Source organism: Corynebacterium sp. AOP36-E1-14 (assembly GCF_052377495.1).
In the GTDB taxonomy this organism is placed as follows: Bacteria; Actinomycetota; Actinomycetes; order Mycobacteriales; family Mycobacteriaceae; genus Corynebacterium.
In genome coordinates this window covers 1-22,586 of sequence record NZ_JBQSWV010000026.1, presented here as the reverse complement: position 1 = coordinate 22,586, position 22,586 = coordinate 1, and the positions used below count along the sequence as shown (strand labels likewise).

The window sequence follows — 22,586 nt, the reverse complement described above, 5'->3', positions numbered from 1 at the left end:
GAGAACCCACAATCAGACGATATCGGCCCCCCGGGCACCGACGCTGACGGTGCCCCGTTCACGGATCCCGGTCTCAACATGGAGAAGATCTCTCCTGTCGCCACCGAGGACATGCTGCCGCCCCCTGCCGAGGACGAGAACGCGAAGGTCGACAAGACCGTCACCGGTTTCGCCGCGGTGATCGTGCTCGCGGTCGTGGTCTGGGGTCTGGTCGCCCCGGACAGCTTCTCCTCCTTCGCCGACGCGGCGCTGGACTTCATCGTCACCGACTTCGGCTGGGTGTACATCATCGCCGGCTCGGTGTTCGTGTTCTTCATCCTGTACGTGGCCCTGAGCAAGTTCGGCAACATCCGGCTGGGCCAGGACGACGAGCGGCCCGAGTTCAACGCGGCCAGCTGGATCGCGATGATGTTCGCCGCCGGCATGGGCATCGGCCTGATGTTCTACGGTGTGGCCGAGCCGATGAACTTCTACCGCAACGGTGTGCCCGGGGAGGCGACCGAGAGCAACCCGGTGGCCTTCTCCACCACGTTGTTCCACTGGACGCTGCACCCGTGGGCGATCTACGCGATCGTCGGCCTGGCCATCGCGTACGGCACCTTCCGCCTGGGCCGTAAGCAGCTGCTCAGCTCGGCGTTCATCCCGCTGATCGGCGTGCGCCGTGCCGAGGGCTGGCTGGGCAAGCTGATCGACGTGCTGTCGATCTTCGCCACCGTCTTCGGTACCGCCGCCTCCCTGGGCCTCGGTGCGCTGCAGATCGCCTCCGGCCTGAACGCCACCGACATCGTGGACGACCCGGGCACCGGCTGGCTGCTGCTGATCATCGGTGTGCTCGGCATCTGCTACCTGATCTCGGCCTACTCGGGTGTCGGCAAGGGCATCCAGTACGTCTCGAACTTCAACATGGTCATGGCCGCGATCCTGGCGTTCTTCGTCCTGATCGTGGGCCCGACCGTGGTCATCGCCAACACGATCCCCACCGCCTTCGGCAACTACCTGCAGGAGTTCTTCGGCATGGCCGCCCGCACGGCGGACACCTCGCCGGGCATGGACGAGTGGCTCGCCGGCAACACCCTGTTCTACTGGGCGTGGTGGATCTCCTGGTCGCCCTTCGTCGGTACCTTCATCGCCCGCATCTCCCGCGGCCGTACCGTGCGTGAGTTCATCCTCGTGGTGATGCTCGTGCCCACCGCGGTCTCCGTGGTCTGGTTCTCCATCTTCGGTGGCAGCGCCATCCACCAGGAGAACGCTGGTTCCGAGATCTACGGTGACGGCAACTCGGAGACCATGCTGTTCAACCTGCTGCACGACCTGCCGTTGGGCACCGTCTCCTCGATCATCGCCATGGTCCTGCTCGCCACGTTCTTCATCACCTCGGGGGACTCCGCCTCCACGGTGATGGGCACGATGAGCCAGAACGGCAAGCTCGTCGCCGACCGCAAGGTCACCGTGCTGTGGGGTCTGCTGACCGCACTGATCGCCGTCGTCCTGCTGCTGTCAGGTGGCGACGACGCCCTCAACAGCCTGCAGTCCGTGACGATCATCGCGGCCAGCCCGTTCGTGATCCTCATCTGCTTCCTGTGCCTGTCGATCTACAAAGGTCTGTCGCAGGACCCGCTGTTCCTCGACGAGAAGCAGAAGCGGGCCTTCGCCCTGCGTCTGGCGCGCGAGCGCCGGCACCAGGAGACCGCCGAGGCACGTGCCGCCCGTGAGCGGCGTCGCGGCAAGCGCGGCGACTCCGCGGAGAAGGCCGGCTCGAAGTAGCCGCCGACCGCACTCCGCACGCCGGCGCGCACCAGGGGAAACCGTCCCCGGGTGCGCGCCTTCGTCGTGCCATGGCTTAGTCTGGTCGCATGTCGAAACACGTCCTCACCGCCGTCGCCTGGCCCTACGCCAACGGACCCCGCCACATCGGACACGTCGCCGGGTTCGGCGTCCCCTCCGACGTCTTCGCCCGTTTCCAGCGAATGTCGGGGAACAAGGTGCTGATGGTCTCCGGGACCGACGAGCACGGCACCCCGCTGCTCGTGCAGGCGGAGAAGGAGGGCGTGGGCGTCCAGGAGCTGGCCGACCGCTACAACCGCGTCATCGTGGAGGACCTCGCCGGCCTGGGCCTGTCCTACGACCTGTTCACCCGCACGACCACCCGCAACCACTACGCGGTGGTCCAGGAACTCTTCCGTGGCCTGAACGACAACGGCTACATGCTGCGCCAGACCACCACCGGGGCGATCAGCCCGTCCACCGGGCGTACCCTGCCGGACCGGTTCATCGAGGGCACCTGCCCGTTGTGCGGCGCCACGGACGCCCGCGGCGACCAGTGCGACAACTGCGGCAACCAGCTCGACCCTGCCGACCTCATCGACCCGCGCTCCAAGATCAACGGCGAGACCCCGGACTTCGTGGAGACCGAGCACTTCATGCTCGACCTCCCGGCCGTCGCCGAGGCGCTCGAAGGCTGGCTGACCACCCGTGAGGGCTGGCGTCCCAACGTCCTGAAGTTCTCCCTCAACCTGCTCAAGGACATGCGTCCGCGCGCGATGAGCCGCGACATCGACTGGGGCGTCCCGGTGCCGATCGAGGGCTGGCAGGACAACAACGCCAAGAAGCTCTACGTGTGGTTCGACGCGGTCGTCGGCTACCTCTCCGCCTCCATCGAGTGGGCCTGGCGCTCCGGTGAGCCGGACGCGTGGCGCGAGTGGTGGTCGGACCCGGAGGCCCTGTCCTACTACTTCATGGGCAAGGACAACATCACCTTCCACTCCCAGATCTGGCCGGGTGAGCTGCTCGGCTACGCCGGCAAGGGTGCCCACGGCGGCGAGGCCGGCGAGTTCGGCGAGCTCAACCTGCCGACCGAGGTCGTCTCCTCGGAGTTCCTCACGATGTCCGGCTCGAAGTTCTCCTCGTCGAAGGGCGTGGTGATCTACGTGCGCGACTTCCTGGAGGAGTTCGGCCCGGACGCGCTGCGCTACTTCATCGCCGTCGCCGGCCCGGAGAACATGGACACGGACTTCACCTGGGACGAGTTCGTGCGCCGCATCAACACCGAGCTGGCCAACGGCTGGGGCAACCTGGTCAACCGCACGGTGTCGATGGCGCACAAGAACTTCGGCGAGGTGCCCGCCGCCGGCGAGCTCTCCGCCGAGGACACCGACCTGCTGGAGGACGCCGCCTCGGCGTTCGACACCGTCGCCGAGTGTCTGGAGCACTCGCGGTTCAAGGCGGGCATCGCCGAGGCGATGCGCATCGTGGACCGCGGCAACCAGTACATCGCAGCCCAGGAGCCGTGGAAGCTGGCGAAGGACGAGTCCCAGCGTGAGCGCCTGGCCACCGTGCTGCACACCGCGCTGCAGGTGGTCTCGGACGCGAACACGCTGCTGACCCCGTACCTTCCGTTCTCCGCGCAGCAGGTCTTCGAGACCCTCGGCGGTACCGGCGTGTGGGCCGCACAGCCGAAGGTCGTGGAGGTCACCGACGATTCGCCGCGCACCCCGGTGGGTGTGGGTCTGCCGGCCGAGGGCCGCAGCTACCCGGTGATCATGGGCGACTACGACGACCAGCAGGCCCACTGGGGACGCACCGAGCTCACCGCGGGCACCCCGCTGGCGAAGCCGTCGCCGCTGTTCACGAAGCTGGATCCCGAGCTCGCCGAGACCGGCCCGTCCTGGGCCTCGGTCCAGGCCTCGGCGGAGTAGGCCATGACCTCCGGCACCCGCTTCACCGACCGGCTCCGCGCCGAGCACGCCGACACCTGGGACGCCGCGGTGACCCACCGTTTCGTCCGGGAGCTGTTCGCCGGCACGCTGCCGGACGCGCGGATGGCGGAGTACCTGGTCCAGGACTACCGTTTCGCCGACGGGTTCATGGCGTTGCTCGGCACCGCGGTGGCCACGGCGGACAACTACCCGGCCCGTCGCCGCTTCGCCCAGTTCCTCGGGGAGGTCGCCGGCGACGAGGACACCTACTTCGTCGAGGCGATGGCGGAGCTCGGCGCGCAGGACGGTGAGGGCGGGGCCGCGGTGCCGGACCGTCCGGCGACGGCGGGGTTCCGCCGGCTGTTCGCCGACGCCGCGGCGTCCGGCAGTTATGTCGCGGTGGTCAGCGTGCTGGTGGTGTGCGAGTGGCTGTACCTGGACTGGACCACGCGGCCGGAGAACACCGCCCTGGCACCCGGCGGTCGCCCGGAGCGCCACGTGCACGCCGAATGGGTGCGCCTGCACGACTACCCCGACTTCCACGATCTGGTGGCGTTCCTGCGCGACGAGGTCGACCGGGTGGGGGAGTCGGACCCGCAGACGGCCCGCGAGTACTTCGGACGCACGGTGGACCTGGAGCTGGCCTTCTTCGGGGAGTCCCTGCCGGCCAGCTAGCCTGGGGGCATGTCACGACGTAAGCCCCGCCCCACACCCGTCCCGCCGGAGGCCCTGCGGGCCCTGTTCGACGCGCACACGCACCTGGCGTCCTGCGGTGCGCAGGACGCCGCGGCGGTGCGTGCGGTGATGGACCGCGCGGCGGCGACCGGGGTGGCCGGGGTGTGCACCGTCGGCGACGGGATCGCCGAGGCGGAACTGGCGCTGCAGGCCGCCCACGCCGACGAGCGCGTGGTGGCGGCCTGCGCGGTGCACCCGACGAAGGCCGACGAACTGACCGGGGAGGTCCGCGACCGCCTGCGCGAGCTGGTGGCCGACCCGCGGTGCGTGGCGGTGGGGGAGACCGGCCTGGACACCTACTGGATCACCCACGACCCGGGGAACACCGCCTCCCTGGACGTCCAGGAGGAGGCGTTGCGCTGGCACATGGACCTGGCCGCGGAGGTGGGCAAGCCGCTGATGATCCACAACCGTGAGGCCGACGGCGACCTGATGCGGGTGCTGGCGGACGCCCCGGCGGAGCTACCGGTGATGCTGCACTGCTTCTCCTCGCCGCTGGAGGTGGCCCGTGAGGCTGTCGGGCGCGGTTACTACCTGAGCTTCTGCGGCAACGTGACCTTCAAGCGCAACGAGGAGCTGCGGCAGGCGGCGGCGCTGGTGCCGTCGGACCGTCTGCTGGTGGAGACCGATGCGCCGTACATGATGCCGGAGCCCTACCGGGGCAGCCGCAACGAGCCGGCGTACGTGGGCTACACCGCGCGGTGCGTGGCCGAGGCCCGGGGGATGGACGCGGCGGAACTCGGGGAGTTGGCCACGGCGAATGCACGGCGGTTGTACGGGATCTGAGACGGTGGTGCCCGTGTGACCTGTGGGCCGGGAGTGGCATGCGGGTGTGATCATGGTGACAGAAACGGGGGGAGAAGCCGCGATTTCTTGATCGTGACCCAATCGTTACCGTATCGTGACCAACGTTATTCGATATGGCCTGAACCGCCGCCCCTGATCCGCAGGGTCGACGCCACCGGAGGTAGAAGAGCGCGTGTCCCCCAAGAAGAAGTCCACCCTGCACCGCATCAACAGCACCAGCTCGGTCCCGCTGCGCGCGGCGACCGGCGGCATGCTGGCGGTCCTCGTCGTCGGCGGCACCGTGGTCGCCACGAACCACAAGGACGTCACCCTCGACGTCAACGGTGAGATCATGCAGGCAAGTGCGATGTCGGGGGACATCCGCGGCCTGCTCGAGGACAACGACGTCGACGTCGCCGACCGCGACATGATCACCCCGGGGCTCGACGAGAAGGTCGAGGACAACGGCACCGTGACCGTGCGCTCGGCACGCCAGGTCGCCGTGACCGTGGACGGCCAGCTCAAGGACGTGGACACCACCTCCCTGACCGTCGCCGACCTGCTCTCCGAGCTGGGCTACGGGGAGAACGCCGCCGCCCTGTCCGAGGGCACCGGCACGCAGATCCCGGTCGACGGCATGGAACTCAACATCACCACGCCGCGCGACTTCACCCTCAACGACGGCAACCCCGGCGAGGAGCCGGCGCGACTGTCCCTGGCCGCCGCCACCGTCGGCGAGGCCCTGGAGCTGCGCGGCACCCCGCTCGGCGAGGACGACGTCGTCACCCCGTCCGCCGACACCCCGCTGACCCCCGGCACCCACATCGAGGTCCACCGCGTGACCACCGACGAGGTCACCGAGGAGCGTCCCTTCGACCCGCCGGTCACGGTCAAGGAGGACCCGGACAAGCCCGAGGGCGAGGAGGAGGTCGTCGAGGAGGGCTCCACCGGCCTGGAGAAGGTCACCTTCAAGGTCACCACCACCAACGGCGACGAGACCGGCCGCGACGTGGTCGACCGCACCGAGCTGGAGCCCGCGACCGAGCGCGTCGTGGTCCGCGGCACCAAGAAGGCCTCCTCCGGCTCCTCCGCCTCCGCTGCCGCGGTGGCCGGCGGTTCGGTCTGGGACGAGCTCGTGCAGTGCGAGGCCACCGGCGACTGGTCGGCCAACACCGGCAACGGCTTCTCCGGCGGCCTGCAGTTCACCCCGTCCACCTGGGCAGCCTACGGCGGCACCGAGTACGCCCCCGAGGCGCACATGGCCTCCCGTGAGCAGCAGATCGCCGTGGCCGAGAAGGTCCAGGCGGCACAGGGCTGGGGCGCCTGGCCGGCCTGCACCTCCAAGATGGGGCTGAGCTAACAGCGGTGGTCCGGTTCCCGGCGGGCACGTGGGCTATCCTGGTCAACCGTGGAACATGAGAACAGCACGGGCGTCCGACTGCTCGGCCCCGGCGACATCCGGGAGCTGGCGGCGGAGCTCGACGTCACCCCGACCAAGCGCCTGGGCCAGAACTTCGTCATCGACCCGAACACGGTCCGCCGGATCGTCTCGGCCGCCGAGGTGGGGGAGCATGACCATGTCGTGGAGGTGGGCCCGGGGCTCGGGTCGCTGACCCTGGCGCTGCTGGAGTCCGTCGGACAGGTCACCGCCGTGGAGATCGACAAGCGCCTGGCCGGACGGCTGGAGCAGACCGTCGGCGAGTTCGCGCCCTCGCGTGCCGACGACCTCACGGTGCTCACCGCCGACGCGCTCACCCTGACCGGCGGGGAGATCGCGGAGCCCACCGCGCTGGTCGCCAACCTGCCCTACAACGTCTCCGTGCCGGTGCTGCTGCACCTGCTGGAGGTGTTCCCCAGCATCCGTCGGGTGCTGGTGATGGTGCAGCTGGAGGTCGCCGACCGTCTCGCCGCGGACCCCGGTAGCCGCGTCTACGGGGTTCCCAGCGTGAAGGCCGGTTTCCACGGCCGGGTGCGCAAGGCCGGCACGATCGGCAAGAACGTGTTCTGGCCGGCGCCCAAGATCGACTCGGGCCTGGTGCGCGTCGACCGCTGGGACGACTCCGACCGCCCGTGGCAGGCACAGCTGGAGGAACTGGGGGAGGACGCGCTGCGCCGTGAGGTCTTCGCCGTCACCGACGCCGCCTTCCTGCAGCGCCGCAAGACCTTGCGTGCGGCGCTGTCCGGTTACTTCGGTTCCGGCCCGGCGGCCGAGGAGGTGCTGACCCGGGCGGGCATCGACCCGCGCGAGCGTGGGGAGAAGCTGGACTCCGCAGCCTTCGTGGACCTGGCGGTGGCGTCGTTGGCGGGCAGGAACTCATGACGGTCGGACGTTCCGTCACCGCCACCGCCCAGGGCAAGGTCAACCTGCACCTGGCCGTCGGTGACGCCCGCGACGACGGCTACCACGAGCTGCGCACCGTCTTCCAGGCACTGGACCTCACCGAGTCCGTCACGCTCACCGTGGCGGGCGTCCACGAGGGTGTGCCGGACGACCTGGCCGAGCTCATCGGCTCCTTCACCGTCACCGGACGCGACGCCACGAAGGTGCCGGTGGGCGATCAGCTGGCCGACAACCTCGCCGTGCGCGGCGTCCTGAGCGTCCTGGAGCACTACCGTGACGGGCTCGCCGGCGTGCCGGCGGCGTCCTTCCCCGTACTGGACGTGCTGGTCGACAAGGGTGTACCCGTCGCCGGCGGCATGGCCGGCGGCTCGGCGGACGCGGCGGCGGCGATGGTCGCCACCCGCGAGATCATGCACGGCCCCGGCTTCGACCGCGTGCCGCGTCCGGACGACGACACCCTCGCCGTGCTCGCCGCCGACATCGGGGCCGACGTGCCCTTCTGCCTCACCGGCGGCACCGCCCTCGGCCAGAACCGGGGGGACGTCCTGGTGCCGGTGCTCACCCGCGGCACCTACCACTGGGCGCTGGCGATGGACCCGCGCGGCCTGTCGACCGCGGACGTCTTCGCCCGGCTCGACGAGCAGCGCGCGGCCTCAGCCCGCGGCGAGCGTCCCGACCTGCGCGCCGAGGGGCCCGAGGGTGCCCAGCGCGCGATCCTCACCGGCGACGTCGACGAGCTCGCCCGCCACCTCGACTCCGCGGTTGTCAACGACCTGCAGGCCCCGGCGATCAGCCTCAGCCCGGACCTGCGTGGCACGCTGGCCGCCGGACGCGACGCCGGAGCGTTGGCCTGCCTGGTGTCCGGTTCCGGGCCGACGGTGGCGATGCTGTGCCGCGACCGCGGCCACGCGGTCGACGTCGCGACTACGCTGGCGGCGGAGGGCGTCGGCGGCCGTGCCGTAGCGACCACCACCGCGGCGTCCTGCCGACACGGGGCGCGTATCGTAGCTGGGGCGTAACACGCCCACCGAGAGGATCCCCCCGAACCGCCATGGCAACACCGGTCAACCTGATCAACCTGGAGAACGTCGAGAAGTCCTACGGTCTCAAGACCCTGCTGGACAAGGTCAGCCTGGGCGTGAACTCCGACGACCGTATCGGCGTCGTCGGCCTGAACGGTGGCGGCAAGTCCACCCTGCTGCGGGTCCTCTCCGGCGACGACACCGCCGACGCCGGCCGGGTGTCGCGCAACAACGACCTGCGCATGGCACGCGTCTCGCAGGACGTCGACCTCGCCGGCGACACCGTCGGCGCGTCCGTCCTGGAACCGCTGGGCCTGCAGACCTACGAGTGGGCCTCGGACCCGCGGGTGCGTGAGGTGCTGCACGGCCTCGGCGTCGCCGAGCTGGGGGAGGGCGGCCTGGACACCCCGGTGGCCGGGCTCTCCGGCGGCGAGCGCCGTCGCGTGGGCCTCGCCGCGGCGCTGGTGAGGGACCTGGACCTGCTGATCCTCGACGAGCCGACGAACCACCTGGACGTCGAGGGTGTGCAGTGGCTGGCGTCGCACCTGCTGTCGCGGCGCTGCGCGCTGATCGTGGTCACCCACGACCGTTGGTTCCTCGACACCGTCGCCAACCACACCTGGGAGGTCCATGACGGGGTCGTGGACGTCTACGAGGGTGGTTACAACGACTGGACGTTCGCCCGCGCCGAGCGTGCCCGGCAGGCCGACGCCGCCGAGCAGCGCCGCGCCAACCTGGCGCGCAAGGAGTTGGCGTGGCTGCGTCGTGGCGCGCCGGCCCGCACGTCCAAGCCGCGCTACCGCATCGAGGCGGCCGAGGCGTTGATCCAGGACGTCCCCGCCCCGCGCGACTCCGTGGAGCTGATGAGTTTCGCCACCCGGCGCCTGGGCAAGAAGGTCATCGAGCTCGAGGACGCCACCGTGGCCACCCCGGACGGCCGACCCCTGGTCGAGGACCTGACCTGGCGGCTGAACCCCGGCGAACGCATCGGCCTGGTCGGTGTGAACGGCTCGGGCAAGACCACGTTGCTGCGCACCCTGGCCGGCGAGAACCCGCTGGCGGCGGGGCGTCGGGTCGAGGGACGCACGGTGAAGATCGGCTGGTTGCGCCAGGAGCTCGACGACCTCGACCCCGCCCGCCGGCTGCTCGACGCGGTGGAGGACGTGGCCTCCCGGGTGCAGATCGGCGACAAGGAGCTCACCGCCTCGCAGATGGCCGAGCGGCTGGGCTTCTCCTCGAAGCGTCAGCGCACCCCGGTCGGTGACCTCTCCGGTGGCGAGCGCCGCCGACTGCAGCTGACCCGTGTGCTCATGGCGGAGCCGAACGTGCTGCTGCTCGACGAGCCCACCAATGACCTGGACATCGACACCCTGCAGGAACTCGAGAGTCTGCTGGACGGCTGGGCCGGGACCATGGTCGTGATCTCCCACGACCGCTACCTCGTGGAGCGGATCTGCGACTCCACCTGGGCGCTGTTCGGCGACGGGCGGCTGACGAACCTGCCCGGCGGGATCTCCCAGTACCTGGACCGGCGTGCCGAGCAGGCCGCCCTGGAGAACCGGCACACCGGCAACATGGCGCTCGGCGGGGCGTCCGACAAGACGGCTGAACCTGCAGCCCCGACCGCGCCGGCGTTGTCCGCGCAGGAGGACCGCGCGCTGTCCAAGGAGCTCGGCGCGCTGGAGCGCAAGATGTCCAAGGTGCAGGCGAACGTGGACGACCTGAACCGCCGTATGGCGGAGGCCTCGGCCCCGGCGGACGGCAACATCGACACCGCGCTGCTGTCGGAACTGGACACGAAACTGTCCGCTGCCAGGGACGAGCACGAGGAACTGGAGATGAGCTGGCTCGAGGTCGCCGAGCGCAGGGAGACCGGCTGCTAGACTCACTAGCCATACATGACGTTGACGTGCGTGGAGGCTGAGTGGTGCAGGTGGTTCAGGACGACAACTCGCCCGACTTCCCCGGAGTGATCGTCCGGCAGGACCACGGGGCGAAGCCCGAGCCGGAGCACCGGGGGTTCCTGCGCGGCCTGATGGAGCCCAGCACGTGGGGGCTGGTGGTCGGTGCGTTGATGTTCGCGCTGTCGCTGACCCCCTCGCTGCTGACGCGTGACTGGTTGTTCCAGGGCGTGGCCGCCGGGCTGTCGGCGGCGACGGGCCACCTGGTCGGCGTGGTGCTCCAGTGGGTGTGGGTCCTGTGGATCCGCGACCTGGTGGAGCCGCTGATCACCGTGGTGACCCGGGGGCGGACGATTCCGCCGCGGTGGCGTCCGCGGCTGCGGGTCGCGCTGATCGCGGTCATCGTGGTCGCGCTGCTGGTGTGGATCCTCTTCGCGGTGCAGTGGCAGCAGCAGATCGCCGACATCATGGGCGACGAGGCATACTCCGCCGGCGAGTTCCTGAAGGTGCTGCCGGTCGGCCTGCTGCTGTGGGTGGGTTTCTACCTGGTGGGCAAGATCGTGGTGCGCGGCACGGTGCTGCTGGCACGCGCGGTACCCGGCCAGCACACCCGGTACGGCCTGAAGCTGCTGGTGTCGTGGGCGGTCGTCGGTGTGGTCACGGTGTTCGTGGCCGACCAGATCCTGCCGGGCACGATCCTGCGGGTCAGCGAGCGGATCTTCTCGGTGCGCGACCAGGAGATCCGCGAGGACCTGGTGGAGCCCACGGTCCCGGAGCGCAGTGGCGGGCCGGGGTCGCTGAACGAGTGGGAGGACCTCGGTGCCTACGGCACGCGGTTCACCGCGCTGGGCCTGTACAAGGACCAGCTCGAGGAGCTGACGGGACGTCCCGCCGAGGAGCCGATCCGGGTGTACGCCGGGTTGAGCAACGGCGACACCGACCGCGCGCGTGCCCTGAACGTGGTCGACGAGTTGGAGCGCACCAACGCCCAGGACCGTGAGGCGTTGATGGTCGCGCCGACGACGGGCACGGGGTGGGTGAACCCCACCGCCGCGCAGGCGTTCGAGTTGATGTTCGACGGGAACACCGCCATCGCCGCCGACCAGTACTCCTACCTGCCGAGCGCGTTGCAGTTCATCACGGACCGCAACCGGGTGCGCGAGGCCGGCAAGGAGCTGATCGACGCGGTCGCCGACTGGTGGGAGCGCCTGCCGGCGGACAACCGTCCGAAGCTCTACGTGTACGGCGAGTCCCTGGGCACCACGGCCGGCGAGGGCGGGTTCTCCGGTGTGCGTGACATCGCCTCCACGGTGGACGGTGTGCTGTGGTTGGGCCCGCCGAACAGCAACGAGCTGTGGCGGGACTTCGTGACGCGTCGTGACCCGGGGACCCGTGAGGTGGACCCGGAGTACTCCGGCGGCATGATGGTGCGGTTCGCGGAGAACTCCGAGCAGATCCAGCGGTGGATCAACGACCCGGAGGACGGCGGCACGTCCTGGGACGGTTCGCGTGTGCTCTACGTCCAGCACCCCTCGGACCCGGTGGTGTGGTGGTCGCCGAACCTGCTGTTCCGCGAGCCGGACTGGCTGAAGGAGCCGCCGGGCTTCGACCGGTCGCCGACGATGCAGTGGATGCCGATCGTCACCTTCTGGCAGGTCACGTTGGACCTGCCGCGTGCGGGCAACGTGCCCAACGGGCACGGCCACAACTACGGCACCTCCGTGCTGGACGGTCTGGTGGCGGTGGCGGGGGAGGACCGCTTCTCCGTCGACGACGTGGAGCGGTTGCGCGTGCAGCTGGACGATGCGATGGAGAACCAGGGCCCGGAGAAGGAGGTCGGTGTCGACAACGGGTGATCCGGGCCGACGCTGACTGAATTCAGTATGAGCATATAGCCATTTCTGCATCACTATTCTGACCTGGACCTACGGGTAGCGTCAGGACGGCGACCATTCGCGACCTGCCGTTGCAGCCCGTGTCCCCCGGGCGACCGATTGCTTAAGTGCCATGAACAGTGCCTATGGATAGTCAAGCCCCCTTTATGGGGGTGTGTAGTTTGGCTTGTCTAACACATGAACAACTCAGTCGGTAGGCTATGTGATGCAGTGAGGTTAATCCTTCGCTGTGAACCTCATATACTTCTATCGAAAGGCATCATCATGCTGGACATCATCGGCACCATCGTCAACTCCATCGGCGACTTCTTCAACGAGGCCATCGAGCTCGTCACCGGCTCCATCGCTGGCGCTGGCGAGTAATTCGCACTAGCGACGTTGGCCCCCGCACCTCGGTGCGGGGGCTTTCTGTATGTCCGTGTGGGGAATAGGTACGTTCCCCGACATAAGGTATGTTTAACATGTGCGGACGTGATGAACCCGCACGGAGAGCACATCTTCGTGTGTGCCTGCCTTTCGCGAATCCGCGCACCGGGCCCCTGATGAACGGGGCTGGTGCGCGGATTCTTTTATCGTTCCAGCTGTTCAGGAAGGTGAACGCCGATCGTTTTCACCCCAAACGGGGGTATATAGTCTTCCCCATGTAACAACAGCGGGACTTTCATCGGTATCGTTCCTGTAGCAGCGAGGCATGAGCAACGCCGCAGAATCTCATATACTTCTATCGAAGGGTCTTCCCATGATCGACATCATCTCCTCCATCGTTGACGCCATCGCCGGTTTCTTCACCTCCGCCCTGGAGACCATCACCGGTTCCATCACCGGCGCTGAGGCTGACACCGACGCGTAAGTCGCTCCCTAGCGACACCAGCCCCCGCACCTACAGTGCGGGGGTTTTGCATGTTCGGACACGCGTAGAATCGCCGTCATGATCCTCATCAACGTCCGATTCCGCCCGCTGCCCGAGTACGTCGAGAACTTCCGGGAGGTCGTCGCCGACTTCACCGACGCCACTCGCGCCGAGGCCGGCAACCTGTGGTTCGACTGGTTCCGCGGCACCGACGACCCCACCGAGTACTTCCTGGTGGAGGCCTTCGAGGACGGGGCCGACGGGGCCCACGTGGAAAGCGACCACTTCAAGGCCGCCTGCGAGCTCTTCCCCACGGTGCTGTCCGAGACCCCGCAGATCGTTAATACCTCCATCCCCGGAAAGAGGGAGTGGGACCGTATGGCGGAGTTCTCCGTGGAGTGACGGGGTAAACTCGTCAGACATGACGTCACGGAACGCACCTGCCGAAAACCCGACCGCGACCCGCCCGCCGAAGCTCGACAAGGTCGCCTACGAGAAGGAGCTCAAGAAGCTCCAGGCGGACCTCGTCGACATGCAGCAGTGGGTGCGGGAGACCGGTGCCCGCGTGGTGGTCATCATGGAGGGCCGCGACGCCGCCGGCAAGGGCTCGGCCATCAAGCGCATCACCCAGTACCTCAACCCCCGCTACTGCCGGGTCGAGGCACTGCCCGCACCGACGTCCCGCGAACAGGGGCAGTGGTACTTCCAGCGCTACGTGGAGAAGCTGCCCTCGGCCGGTGAGATCGTGATCTTCGACCGCTCCTGGTACAACCGCGCCGGCGTGGAGCGGGTCATGGGCTTCTGCACCGCCCCGGAGTACCGCCGCTTCCTGCACCAGGCACCCATCTTCGAGCGGCTCCTCGTGGAGGACGGCATCATGCTGCGCAAGTACTGGTTCTCCGTCTCCGACGAGGAGCAGGTCGCCCGCTTCACCTCCCGCCGCGAGGACCCGCTGCGCCAGTGGAAGCTCTCCCCGATGGACCTGCAGTCCATCACCCGGTGGGAGGACTACTCCCGGGCGAAGGACGAGATGTTCGCCCACACCGACACTCCCACGGCCCCCTGGTACACGGTGGAGAGCGAGGACAAGAAGCGTTCACGCATCAACGTGATCAACCACCTGCTGTCCTCCGTGCCGTGGGAGAAGGTCGAGCACACCCCGCCGCACATCCCCGAGCGCCCGGAGGTGGCCTCCGACTACGAGCGTCCCCCGCGTACCGAGTTCCGCTACGTGCCGGACCTGGCGTCGAAGCTGGAGCGCAAGCCCAAGAAGAACAAGAAGAAGGGCAAGTAGCCCCTCAGGCGTAGTGCGCCTCGATCTCCCGCTCGAAGTGCTCGTGGATCACCTTGCGGCGCAGCTTCAGTGACGGGGTGACCTCCTGGTACTCCACGCCGAGGTCACGGTGCAGGATCGTGAACTTCTTCACCTGCTCCCAGCGGTTGAGGTGGCTGTTGAGCTCGTCCACGTAGCCCTGCACCATCTCCCGGGTCTCCGGGGCACGCACGATGTCCTTGTAGCTGCCCGACAGTCCCTGGCGTGCGGCCCAGGCTGTGACCGCCTCGTCGTCCAGGGTGATCAGCGCGGAGACGAAACTGTGGTCGTCCCCCACGGTCACGATCTGACTGGCCACCGGGCAGAGGCCCTTGAACTTCGCCTCGATCTGGGCCGGTGCCACGTACTTGCCGTTCGAGGTCTTGAACAGCTCCTTCTTGCGGTCGGTGATCCTGACCCGGCCCTCCTCGTCGATCTCGCCGATGTCACCCGTGGAGAACCACCCGTCGGCGTCGAGCACCTCGGCGGTGGCCTCGGGGTTGTTGTGGTAGCCGTCCATCACACCCTGCCCGCGCAGCTGCACCTCCCCGTCGTCGGCGATGCGCACCTCCACGCCGTCCAGGGGCGGGCCCACGTAGCCGGCCCGGTAGGTCTGCGGCCGCGTCAGACAGGACGCCGCACTCGACTCGGTCAGCCCGTACCCCTCGAGGATCGGCATGCCGGCCGCGCCGAACCAACGCGCCACGTCCGTGTTCAACGCCGCCGAGCCGGAGATGAAGTAGTGCACGTTGTTGCCGAAACGTTCCCGGATCTTCGACATGACCAGCTTGTCGCCGATCTTCGCCTGCAGCCGGACCCACGTGCCCGCGGAGCCGACGCCGTTGTCGGCGTCGAAGACCTGCACGCCCACCCGGCTGGCCCAGTGGAAGAGCTTCTCCTTCACCCCGCCCTCGTTGGCCATCATCGTCGCCACACCGTTGTAGGCCTTCTCGAAGATGCGCGGGGCCGAGCCCATGAACGTCGGCTTCACCACGCCGAGGTTCTCCACGATCTTGTCGATCCGCCCGTCGATGGCGGTCTCGAAACCGATCTGCAACGGCAGCACGAGCAGCAGCTTGCCCATCACATGGGCCAGGGGGAGCCACAGGAACTGCTTGTCGTCGATGGTGAGCAGGTCCTCCGGCCCGGAGTTGGAGGTCTGCTCGGACGCGTGCGCCTCGAACACCCACACGCGGTGGGGGAGCCGCACACCCTTGGGCCGTCCGGTCGTCCCGGAGGTGTAGATCAGGGTGGAGAGGTGCTCCAGGGTGGTGGCGTCGATCCGGTCGTCGACGGCGGTGGGGTTGGCGTCCATGTACTCCCGGCCGGTGGCGCGGAGCTCGTCGAGCGTGACCGCCCATCCGGTAGCGTCCTGCGCGAGTTCCGCGGGGACCTCACCCTCCAGCAGGACCACGGTGCCCACGTCCGGGATCGACTCGCGCAGGGAGAGGAGCTTGCCCAGCTGGTCGGCGTCCTCGGCGAAGACCAGGCGGGAGCCGGAGTCGTCGAGGATGTACGCCACGTCGTCGGCGATGGAGGTGGGGTAGACCGTCACCGTGGCCGCGGAGGCGTACATGATCCCGTAGTTCGCCAACGCCCACTCGTAGCGCGTTGAGCTGGCGATGGCGACGCGGTCCTCCGCCTCGATCCCCAACGACATCAGTCCGCCGGCGACCTCGGTGGCCTGCGTCCCGAGCTCGGCCCAGGTGACGGCCTCCCAGGTCTCGTCCCCGCCCGCGTGCGACACGGGGTAGCTGTAGGCCCTACGGTCGGGTGTGGCCCCGATACGGTTGCGGAGCATGTGCCCCACGGACCGGACCGCGGGGTCGATGCGCACGGTGGCGGGCGCGGGGGTGGGCGCTGGGCTGGGCGAAGGTGTCATTCGGACTCCATCCGGGACGAAGGTGTGCTTTGTGTCACGATAGCAAAATGACTGTGTGGTGACCGGTGTTTCCCGAAGCATCTTCCGCGGTTCCGTGCCACCATGGCCGACATGGCTTCCGCTACCTCGTCCCCGTACCCCGAAAGTCCTCTCGTGCGTGTCGAGTCCCTGCACGGCACCGGCATCGTCACCCTCGACCGGCCGAAGGCGCTCAACGCGCTCAACCACGAGATGATCAACGCCGTCGCCGCCGCGCTCGACCGGTTCAGCGACGACGCGGACGTCCGCCAGGTGCTGCTGTGCTCGGCGGGGGAGAAGGCCTACTGCTCCGGCGGGGACGTGCGCTCCGTCCGCGAGTCAGACCTCACCGGCGACTACACCGCCGGCGACGACCTCTTCCGCGACGAGTACGACATGAACCACGCGCTGGCGACGTTCCCGAAGCCCACCGTCGCCCTCGTCGACGGCATCACCATGGGCGGCGGCCTCGGCGTCTCCGCACACGCCGACGTCCGTGTCGTCACCGACCGGACGTGGGCGTCGATGCCGGAGATGGCGATCGGCTTCATCACCGACGTCGGCATCTCCCACGCCTTCACCCACCTGCCGAACGTCCCGGAGGACGCCCGGACCGCCGTGGGCCTGTTCCTGGCGACCACGGGTTACCGCATCACCGCCGCCGACCTGCTGTGGAGCGGCCTGGCGACCCACCGTCTGCCGGACGGTGAGGCCGAGCGCTTCCAGGACGTCCTGCTGCAGGACGGCCTGGACGCCGCGCTCACGCTCACCCACCGCCCCGAGGAGGCGTCCTGCCTGGAGGAGAACCTCGGGTGGATCGCCGAGACCTTCGCCGGCGACGACTGGGCGGCGGTCGACGCGCGCCTCGCCGCGGCGTCCGGCGACTTCGCCGAGGAGGTCCGCGGCCTGCTCGCGCCCGCCAACCCGCTGTCGCTGTTCGCCGCGGCCGTCCTGCTGAACCACTCGGCGGACGCGACGCTGCGCGGCGCGCTCGACGCCGAGTACGCGCTGGGACGCCTGCTGCGCCGCCAGCCGAACTTCCCCGAGGGGGTGCGCGCCGTGCTGGTCGACAAGGACCGCGACGCCCACTTCACCCCGGCCAGCGTCGCCGAGGTCACCGACGAGCAGGTCGGGGAGCTCAGACGGACAGTGGCTCAGGCGTGACCTCGGCGCTCCTGCGCTGAACCCGCACCCAGACCACGAAACCCCAGGCCACGAACACGCCGTAGACCAGGTAGAGCACGGCGCTGGGGTAGTAGCCGGCGGTGAACAGCAACGGCACGCCGACGACGTCCACCGCGATCCAGATCAGCCAGAACTCCGTCCAGCCTCTTGCCATGCCGAAGGTCGCGAGCAGCGAGCCGGTGAAGATCCAGGCGTCCGCCCACGGACCCCAGGACCCCAGTGCACTGAACACCCACGCGAAACCGCAGGTGCCCACGACCGCGACCACGAGCATGCCCACCCGCTCCCGGTTCGACGCCCAGTGCGGCTGCACCGCCTCGTAGGTGTCCGCCGGTTCCGAGAGGATCGAGCGCGACGGGTCGGTGTCCGCCGGCTCGCGCAGCCCGGCGGTCTTCGCGCGCTGCCACTGCCACCAGCCGTAGACGCTGACGATGAGGAACATGACCTGGCGTCCGGCCTGCCCGTAGAGGTCCAGGTCCTGCGGGGTGTGGAAGACACCGCCGAGGAAGACGGTGAACAGCAGGACGTTGCCCGCGATGCCCACCGGCCAGGCCCACACCACCCTCCGCATACCGCCGATGGCGGAGGCGATGCCGAAACCGTTGCCGATGATCTCGCGCCAGAGGACGGCGGAGTCGCCGATCGTCCACTGGGCGTTGAGGAATGTCGTGAGGCCGTCCTGGAGGGACGACAGTACTGCGGACATGAGGTGTCCAGCCTTTCTCTCCCGTCCGGACTATGACCGTCGGCCCCGGAATTACACCGGGTCTGCTTGACCCACCTGGTGGAGGTGGCGCTCGCGGGCTTTCACCGCCGGTGGGGACTTCCACCCCGCCCTGAGAATGCTTACCGACGTCACGTTACACCTGCCGCGACGGCGTGTCGGAGGTTAGGCTCATTCGGACTGATACTCTCTGAGAGCATGTCGGCGGAATCACACGAAAAACCTCGGAAAGCAGACCACCCGCCGGTAAAGATGCCGGGCCACCTCTATCTACTGGCCGTGGTGCCGCCCGTTCTGGCCGCGTTGGCCCTGGTCGCGTCCTACGGCTCGCTGCCGGACCCGATGCCCACGCACTGGGGGTTCACCGGCGAACCGGACGCCTGGGCGCCGAAGTCGATGGGGACGCTGCTGGTCAACATCCTGCTCGGGCCACTGCTGTGCGTGCTGGCGATGGCCGGTGCCGGAGCGTTCCTCCAGATGCACTCCGGCACCCTGTTCGAGCCGGGCGGATCGAAGACGCTCGGCGACGCTCGACGGCATTGGCACGAACTGCGCGTGATGCAGCCGCTGTTGGGCTGGTACTGCGTGATGCTGTCGACCTCGCTGACGCTGCTGATGCTCGGCCTGAACGCCCCGTGGCTGCGCAGCATCGCCGGGCTGCTCGACGCCCTCGGCATGCTCGGCATCCTCGCCGCCACCATATGGCTGTTGGTGGTGGGCGGACGTAAGTCGGACGCCATCGCCAAGAAGTATCCCCACTCCGACGGACGGCGGCGACGCTGGCTGCTCTTCGTGGAGATCCCCGGCAGCGACCGGGTGATGGTGGACACCGGCAGCGGCACGAACTTCACCTTCAACGTCGCGACCAGGGGAGGACGCATCGGCGCAGTCGTCCTCTCACTGATCATGCTCGCGACGGCGGTGCTGCTGCTGTCGATGGCGGTCGCGGCGCTGCTCTGAGCGGGCCGGGGCGTCCCGAACGCACAACGACGGTTTCCGTCCGGCGTCCGGGGCGAAGTGGCTACTTCGTCCCGGCCGTTAGACAGAAACCGTCGTTGGCAGTTATCGGCAGGTCGCGTCAGGCGCCGAAGCCCTCGCGCAGCAGCCCGAACTCCTCGTCGATGATCTCCGAGGCGTTGCGGTCGGACGACGCCCACCCGGGTGACAGCACCATGCACGCGCGCTTGTCGCCCACGGCGCTGGCCTCCACCGCGATGGAACCCGCCGCGAGGGACGAGATCAGCATCAGGGCGGTGGCCTGGCGGCTCATCGTCGACTCGGACCGCTTGTGCAGGGCGTCCAGCAGTCCGTCGGCGATGTGCAGAACCCGTTCCCGGTCCTCGCGGCCGGTGCTGTAGCTCAGGTGGTCGCCGATGGAACGCAGGTTGAGCAGCGTGCCCGGGTCGTCGGACGGGGTCCCGTCCTCGTCGATGCGGTCGGTGATGAGCCGTCGCAGGATGTCGAGGGGGTGCTCCTCGGCCGGGGCGTCCTCGACCTGCTGGCGCAGTTCGTCGATGGTCTCCTCGATGAAGAGGAGCAGGGCGTCCTCCCTGCGGGGGAAGTAGTTGTGGAATGTCCGGGTGGACACGCCGGCCCGCTCGGCGACGGCGGCGACGGTCATGCCGTCACTGCCCTCGGCGAGCAGGAGCTCGGCGGACGCCCGGGCGAGGGCGCGCCGGGTCTCCTCCTTCTTCTGCTCCCGCAGCGAGAGTGCTTCCTCAGCGGCCATCGGTCTCACCGGGCTGGTCGGCGTCCTGAGCGCTGTGCTCGCCGTGGGTGCCGTCCGGGGTGTCGGCGCCGACGGCGGCGGGCTGCTTCTCGTGCTTGCCGGTGGTCCCGGTGTCCTCCGGGGCCTCGAGGCCGACGAGGCCCTCACCCTCGACGTCGACGCTGGGCAGGATCTTGTCCAGCCACTTCGGCAGCTTCCACGCCCGGTCGCCGAGCAGGAACAGCACGGCGGGGACGATCGTCATGCGGACCACGAAGGCGTCGATCAGCACGGCCATGGCCAGGGCGGAGCCCATCACGGCGATGAACGGCTCGTCCATGAGGATGAAGGCGGCGAACACCGAGATCATGATCAGGGCGGCGGCGGTGACCACGCGGGCACCGTGCTTGAAGCCGTTGGCCACCGCGTTGCCGGCGGTCTTGCCGTGGACGTAGCCCTCGCGCATGCGGGTCACCAGGAACACCTGGTAGTCCATGGCGAGTCCGAAGACGATGCCGATGAGCATGATCGGCAGGAAGGAGATGATCGGCTGCGGGTCGTTGGTGATGCCGAGCCAGCCCCACTGCCAGATGCCCACGGTCAGGCCGAAGGTGGCGGCCACGGACAGGGCGAAGCCGAGTGCGGCGATCAGCGGGACCCACAGGGAGCGGAACACGACGACCAGCAGGACGAACGCGAGCACCACCACGATGGCCACGTAGGGGATGAGCACGTCGGACAGTCGGTCGGAGATGTCCTCGAAGATCGGGGTCACGCCGGTGACCGAGTAGTTCGCGCCGGTGTCGGCGGCGAAGGTGGTCTCGGCGTCGCGCAGGGCCTGGAGGGTGTCGTTGGTGGCCTCGTCGGTGGCGCCGGTGGTCGGGGTGATCAGAACCTGGGCGGCGGTGCCGTCCTCGGAGACCTGGGCGATCTGGGCGTTGGAGACGCCGTCGACCTGGCTGATCTGCTCCACGGCGGTGCCGAAGGCGGCCATGCCCTGCTCCGGGTCGTCGGTCTGGACGAGGGCGACCATGGGGGCGTTACGCCCCGGGCCGAAGTCCTCGTTGACCCACTCGGAGGCGGTGCGCTGCGGGCTGCCGAGCTTGGCGGAGTCGTCGGTGGGCATGGCGAGCTGCAGCCCCAGGGCGGGGATCGCCAGGATCACGAGCAGCAGCACGGAGCTCAGGGCGAAGACCAGGGGACGCTTGCGGATCTGGCGGACCCACTTCAGGCCCATGGTGGGCTTCTCGTCCTCGGGGTCCGGCGCCTTGACGAACGGGGCGCGTCCGGCGAAGGACTTGGTGCCGAAGGCGCCGAGGATGGCGGGCAGCAGGGTGATCGCCACGATCACGGCGATGAACACGGTCAGGGCCGCTGCCAGGGCCATGGCGGTGAGGAAGGGGATGTTGATGATCGACAGCGCGGTCAGCGCGATGATCACGGTCAGTCCGGCGAAGCAGACGGCGGAGCCGGCCTTGCCCACGGCCAGTCCGGCCAGGTGCGCGCGTTGCCGGTGCGTGGTGCCCTTGATCGCCTGGGCGAGTTCCTTCGGTGTCATGTTGTTGCCGCCGGAGAAGGCGACGAGTTCATTCCTGAACCTGGACACGATGAACAGGGCGTAGTCGATGCCCACGGCCAGGCCGATCATGGAGGCCAGGGTCGGGGTCATGTTGTTGATCGAGTCGGTCAGTGCGGTGCCGGCGTAGATCAGCATGATGCCGGTGCCCACGCCGACGACGGCGGTGATCAGCGGCAGTCCGGCGGCCACGAAGGAGCCGAAGGTGATGATCAGCACGAGAGCGGCGACGGCCATGCCGATGAGCTCGGCGGTGCCGCCGATCTCCTGCACCTGGAAGACGTTGCCGTTGTAGGAGACGTCGAGGTTGTCGGTGACGGCACCGTCGAGGGTGTCGGTGACGGCGGTGATGTCCTCGCTCGAGACGTCCTGGGCGGTGTCGCCCTGGAAGGTCACGGTGAAGGTGCCGGTGCGGCCGTCCTCGCTGAGCGGGGAGAGTGCCTGCAGGTCGGCCTGGATCTGCTCCTCGGGCATGCCCTGCTCGGCCTTGGCCGCGGTGAGCTGCTGCTCCATGCCTGCGGCGGCGGTCACCGGGTCCACGATGGACTCGGTGTCGACCAGGGCGTCCTCACCCTGCAGGTCGGCGATGAGGGCGTCGAGGTCGGCCTTGGTGGCGGGGTCGGTCAGGGAGCCGCCTTCGGGGGCGCGGACCACGACGGTGCCGGTGGGGGCCTCCATGTCGTCGCCGTCGCCGGGGAAGAGCTCACCCATCTCCTCCTGGGTCTCGACGGATTCGAGCCCGGGGATGGTGAAGGACATGGAGGTGGGCTTCATCATGGTCGCGGCGGCGGTGCCCGCACCGATGAGGAGCAGGAGCCAGACGGCGATGAAGCGCCACCGGTGGAGGTATGCGGATCGTCCGATCCGGTAGAGGAGTTTAGCCATGCGCGATATTATTGCACTCTCCACGCAAAATTGCACCATCAGTGCACAGCTATGTTTCTAGCAGGGTAAAT

General features: G+C 68.7%; 17 protein-coding genes and 1 riboswitch. Of the genes, 13 read left to right on the top strand and 4 right to left on the bottom strand.

The genetic code is table 11. The annotated features are described in order from the left end of the window. The first annotated feature begins 111 nt into the window (after positions 1-111). The 11 genes from ACT3TD_RS11590 to ppk2 all read left to right on the top strand — a co-directional run bounded on the left by ACT3TD_RS11590 (position 112) and on the right by ppk2 (position 14,519). Complete coding sequence (locus tag ACT3TD_RS11590) at positions 112-1,764, top strand: BCCT family transporter (protein ID WP_441579332.1); 1,653 nt, start codon at positions 112-114, stop codon at positions 1,762-1,764. Positions 1,765-1,853: 89 nt separating this feature from the next. Next, positions 1,854-3,695, top strand: coding sequence for a methionine--tRNA ligase (gene metG / locus ACT3TD_RS11585; RefSeq protein WP_301441945.1), 1,842 nt, complete (start codon positions 1,854-1,856; stop codon positions 3,693-3,695). A gap of 3 nt (positions 3,696-3,698) precedes the next feature. Beyond that, on the top strand, positions 3,699-4,370 hold the full coding sequence (locus ACT3TD_RS11580; RefSeq protein WP_444614710.1) for a TenA family protein: 672 nt from the start codon (positions 3,699-3,701) through the stop codon (positions 4,368-4,370). Positions 4,371-4,379: 9 nt separating this feature from the next. Further along, on the top strand, positions 4,380-5,216 hold the full coding sequence (locus tag ACT3TD_RS11575; RefSeq protein WP_444614709.1) for a TatD family hydrolase: 837 nt from the start codon (positions 4,380-4,382) through the stop codon (positions 5,214-5,216). A gap of 193 nt (positions 5,217-5,409) precedes the next feature. Beyond that, positions 5,410-6,576 carry a resuscitation-promoting factor gene (locus tag ACT3TD_RS11570; protein ID WP_301442727.1) on the top strand — a complete coding sequence of 389 codons (1,167 nt, stop codon included), beginning with the start codon at positions 5,410-5,412 and terminating at the stop codon, positions 6,574-6,576. A gap of 48 nt (positions 6,577-6,624) precedes the next feature. Then, the gene (gene rsmA / locus ACT3TD_RS11565; RefSeq protein WP_301442726.1) at positions 6,625-7,536 is read left to right on the top strand and encodes a 16S rRNA (adenine(1518)-N(6)/adenine(1519)-N(6))-dimethyltransferase RsmA; all 912 of its coding nucleotides are present in this window, start codon (positions 6,625-6,627) and stop codon (positions 7,534-7,536) included. Then, positions 7,533-8,576: a 4-(cytidine 5'-diphospho)-2-C-methyl-D-erythritol kinase gene (locus ACT3TD_RS11560; protein WP_301442725.1), complete on the top strand. Its 1,044-nt coding sequence runs from the start codon at positions 7,533-7,535 to the stop codon at positions 8,574-8,576. The genes rsmA and ACT3TD_RS11560 overlap by 4 nt, the downstream gene beginning before the upstream one ends. Positions 8,577-8,608: 32 nt before the next feature. Further along, on the top strand, positions 8,609-10,462 hold the full coding sequence (locus tag ACT3TD_RS11555; protein ID WP_441579800.1) for an ABC-F family ATP-binding cassette domain-containing protein: 1,854 nt from the start codon (positions 8,609-8,611) through the stop codon (positions 10,460-10,462). A 41-nt stretch (positions 10,463-10,503) separates the two neighbouring features. Next, a complete protein-coding gene (locus tag ACT3TD_RS11550; protein WP_301442723.1) occupies positions 10,504-12,336 on the top strand; it encodes an alpha/beta hydrolase in 1,833 nt (610 codons plus the stop codon). A 967-nt stretch (positions 12,337-13,303) separates the two neighbouring features. Then, a complete protein-coding gene (locus ACT3TD_RS11545) occupies positions 13,304-13,627 on the top strand; it encodes a putative quinol monooxygenase (RefSeq protein WP_301442722.1) in 324 nt (107 codons plus the stop codon). A gap of 19 nt (positions 13,628-13,646) precedes the next feature. After that, positions 13,647-14,519, top strand: coding sequence for a polyphosphate kinase 2 (gene ppk2, locus ACT3TD_RS11540; protein WP_301442721.1), 873 nt, complete (start codon positions 13,647-13,649; stop codon positions 14,517-14,519). A gap of 4 nt (positions 14,520-14,523) precedes the next feature. Here the strand turns inward: ppk2 and ACT3TD_RS11535 are convergent, their stop codons facing one another. After that, on the bottom strand, positions 14,524-16,419 hold the full coding sequence (locus ACT3TD_RS11535; RefSeq protein ID WP_444615199.1) for an AMP-dependent synthetase/ligase: 1,896 nt from the start codon (positions 16,417-16,419) through the stop codon (positions 14,524-14,526). Positions 16,420-16,530: 111 nt separating this feature from the next. Here ACT3TD_RS11535 and ACT3TD_RS11530 point away from each other — a divergent pair, with 111 nt between their 5' ends. After that, positions 16,531-17,601, top strand: coding sequence for a 3-hydroxyisobutyryl-CoA hydrolase (locus ACT3TD_RS11530; protein WP_301442719.1), 1,071 nt, complete (start codon positions 16,531-16,533; stop codon positions 17,599-17,601). On the opposite strand, the gene ACT3TD_RS11525 is transcribed toward ACT3TD_RS11530, so the two are convergent. Continuing rightward, complete coding sequence (locus ACT3TD_RS11525) at positions 17,576-18,328, bottom strand: nicotinamide mononucleotide transporter family protein (RefSeq protein WP_441579851.1); 753 nt, start codon at positions 18,326-18,328, stop codon at positions 17,576-17,578. The genes ACT3TD_RS11530 and ACT3TD_RS11525 overlap by 26 nt on opposite strands. Before the next feature lie 9 nt (positions 18,329-18,337). Then, positions 18,338-18,470, bottom strand: a riboswitch (FMN riboswitch). Positions 18,471-18,628: 158 nt separating this feature from the next. Between ACT3TD_RS11525 and ACT3TD_RS11520 the strand changes: the two genes are divergently transcribed. After that, complete coding sequence (locus ACT3TD_RS11520; RefSeq protein WP_441579852.1) at positions 18,629-19,306, top strand: DUF1648 domain-containing protein; 678 nt, start codon at positions 18,629-18,631, stop codon at positions 19,304-19,306. A gap of 118 nt (positions 19,307-19,424) precedes the next feature. Here ACT3TD_RS11520 and ACT3TD_RS11515 read toward each other — a convergent pair whose 3' ends face one another. Then, complete coding sequence (locus ACT3TD_RS11515; RefSeq protein WP_444615198.1) at positions 19,425-20,075, bottom strand: TetR/AcrR family transcriptional regulator; 651 nt, start codon at positions 20,073-20,075, stop codon at positions 19,425-19,427. Continuing rightward, positions 20,065-22,515, bottom strand: a complete 2,451-nt coding sequence (locus ACT3TD_RS11510) for an MMPL family transporter (protein WP_444615197.1) — start codon at positions 22,513-22,515, stop codon at positions 20,065-20,067. Before ACT3TD_RS11510 ends, ACT3TD_RS11515 begins: the two co-directional genes overlap by 11 nt. Positions 22,516-22,586 lie beyond the last annotated feature (71 nt).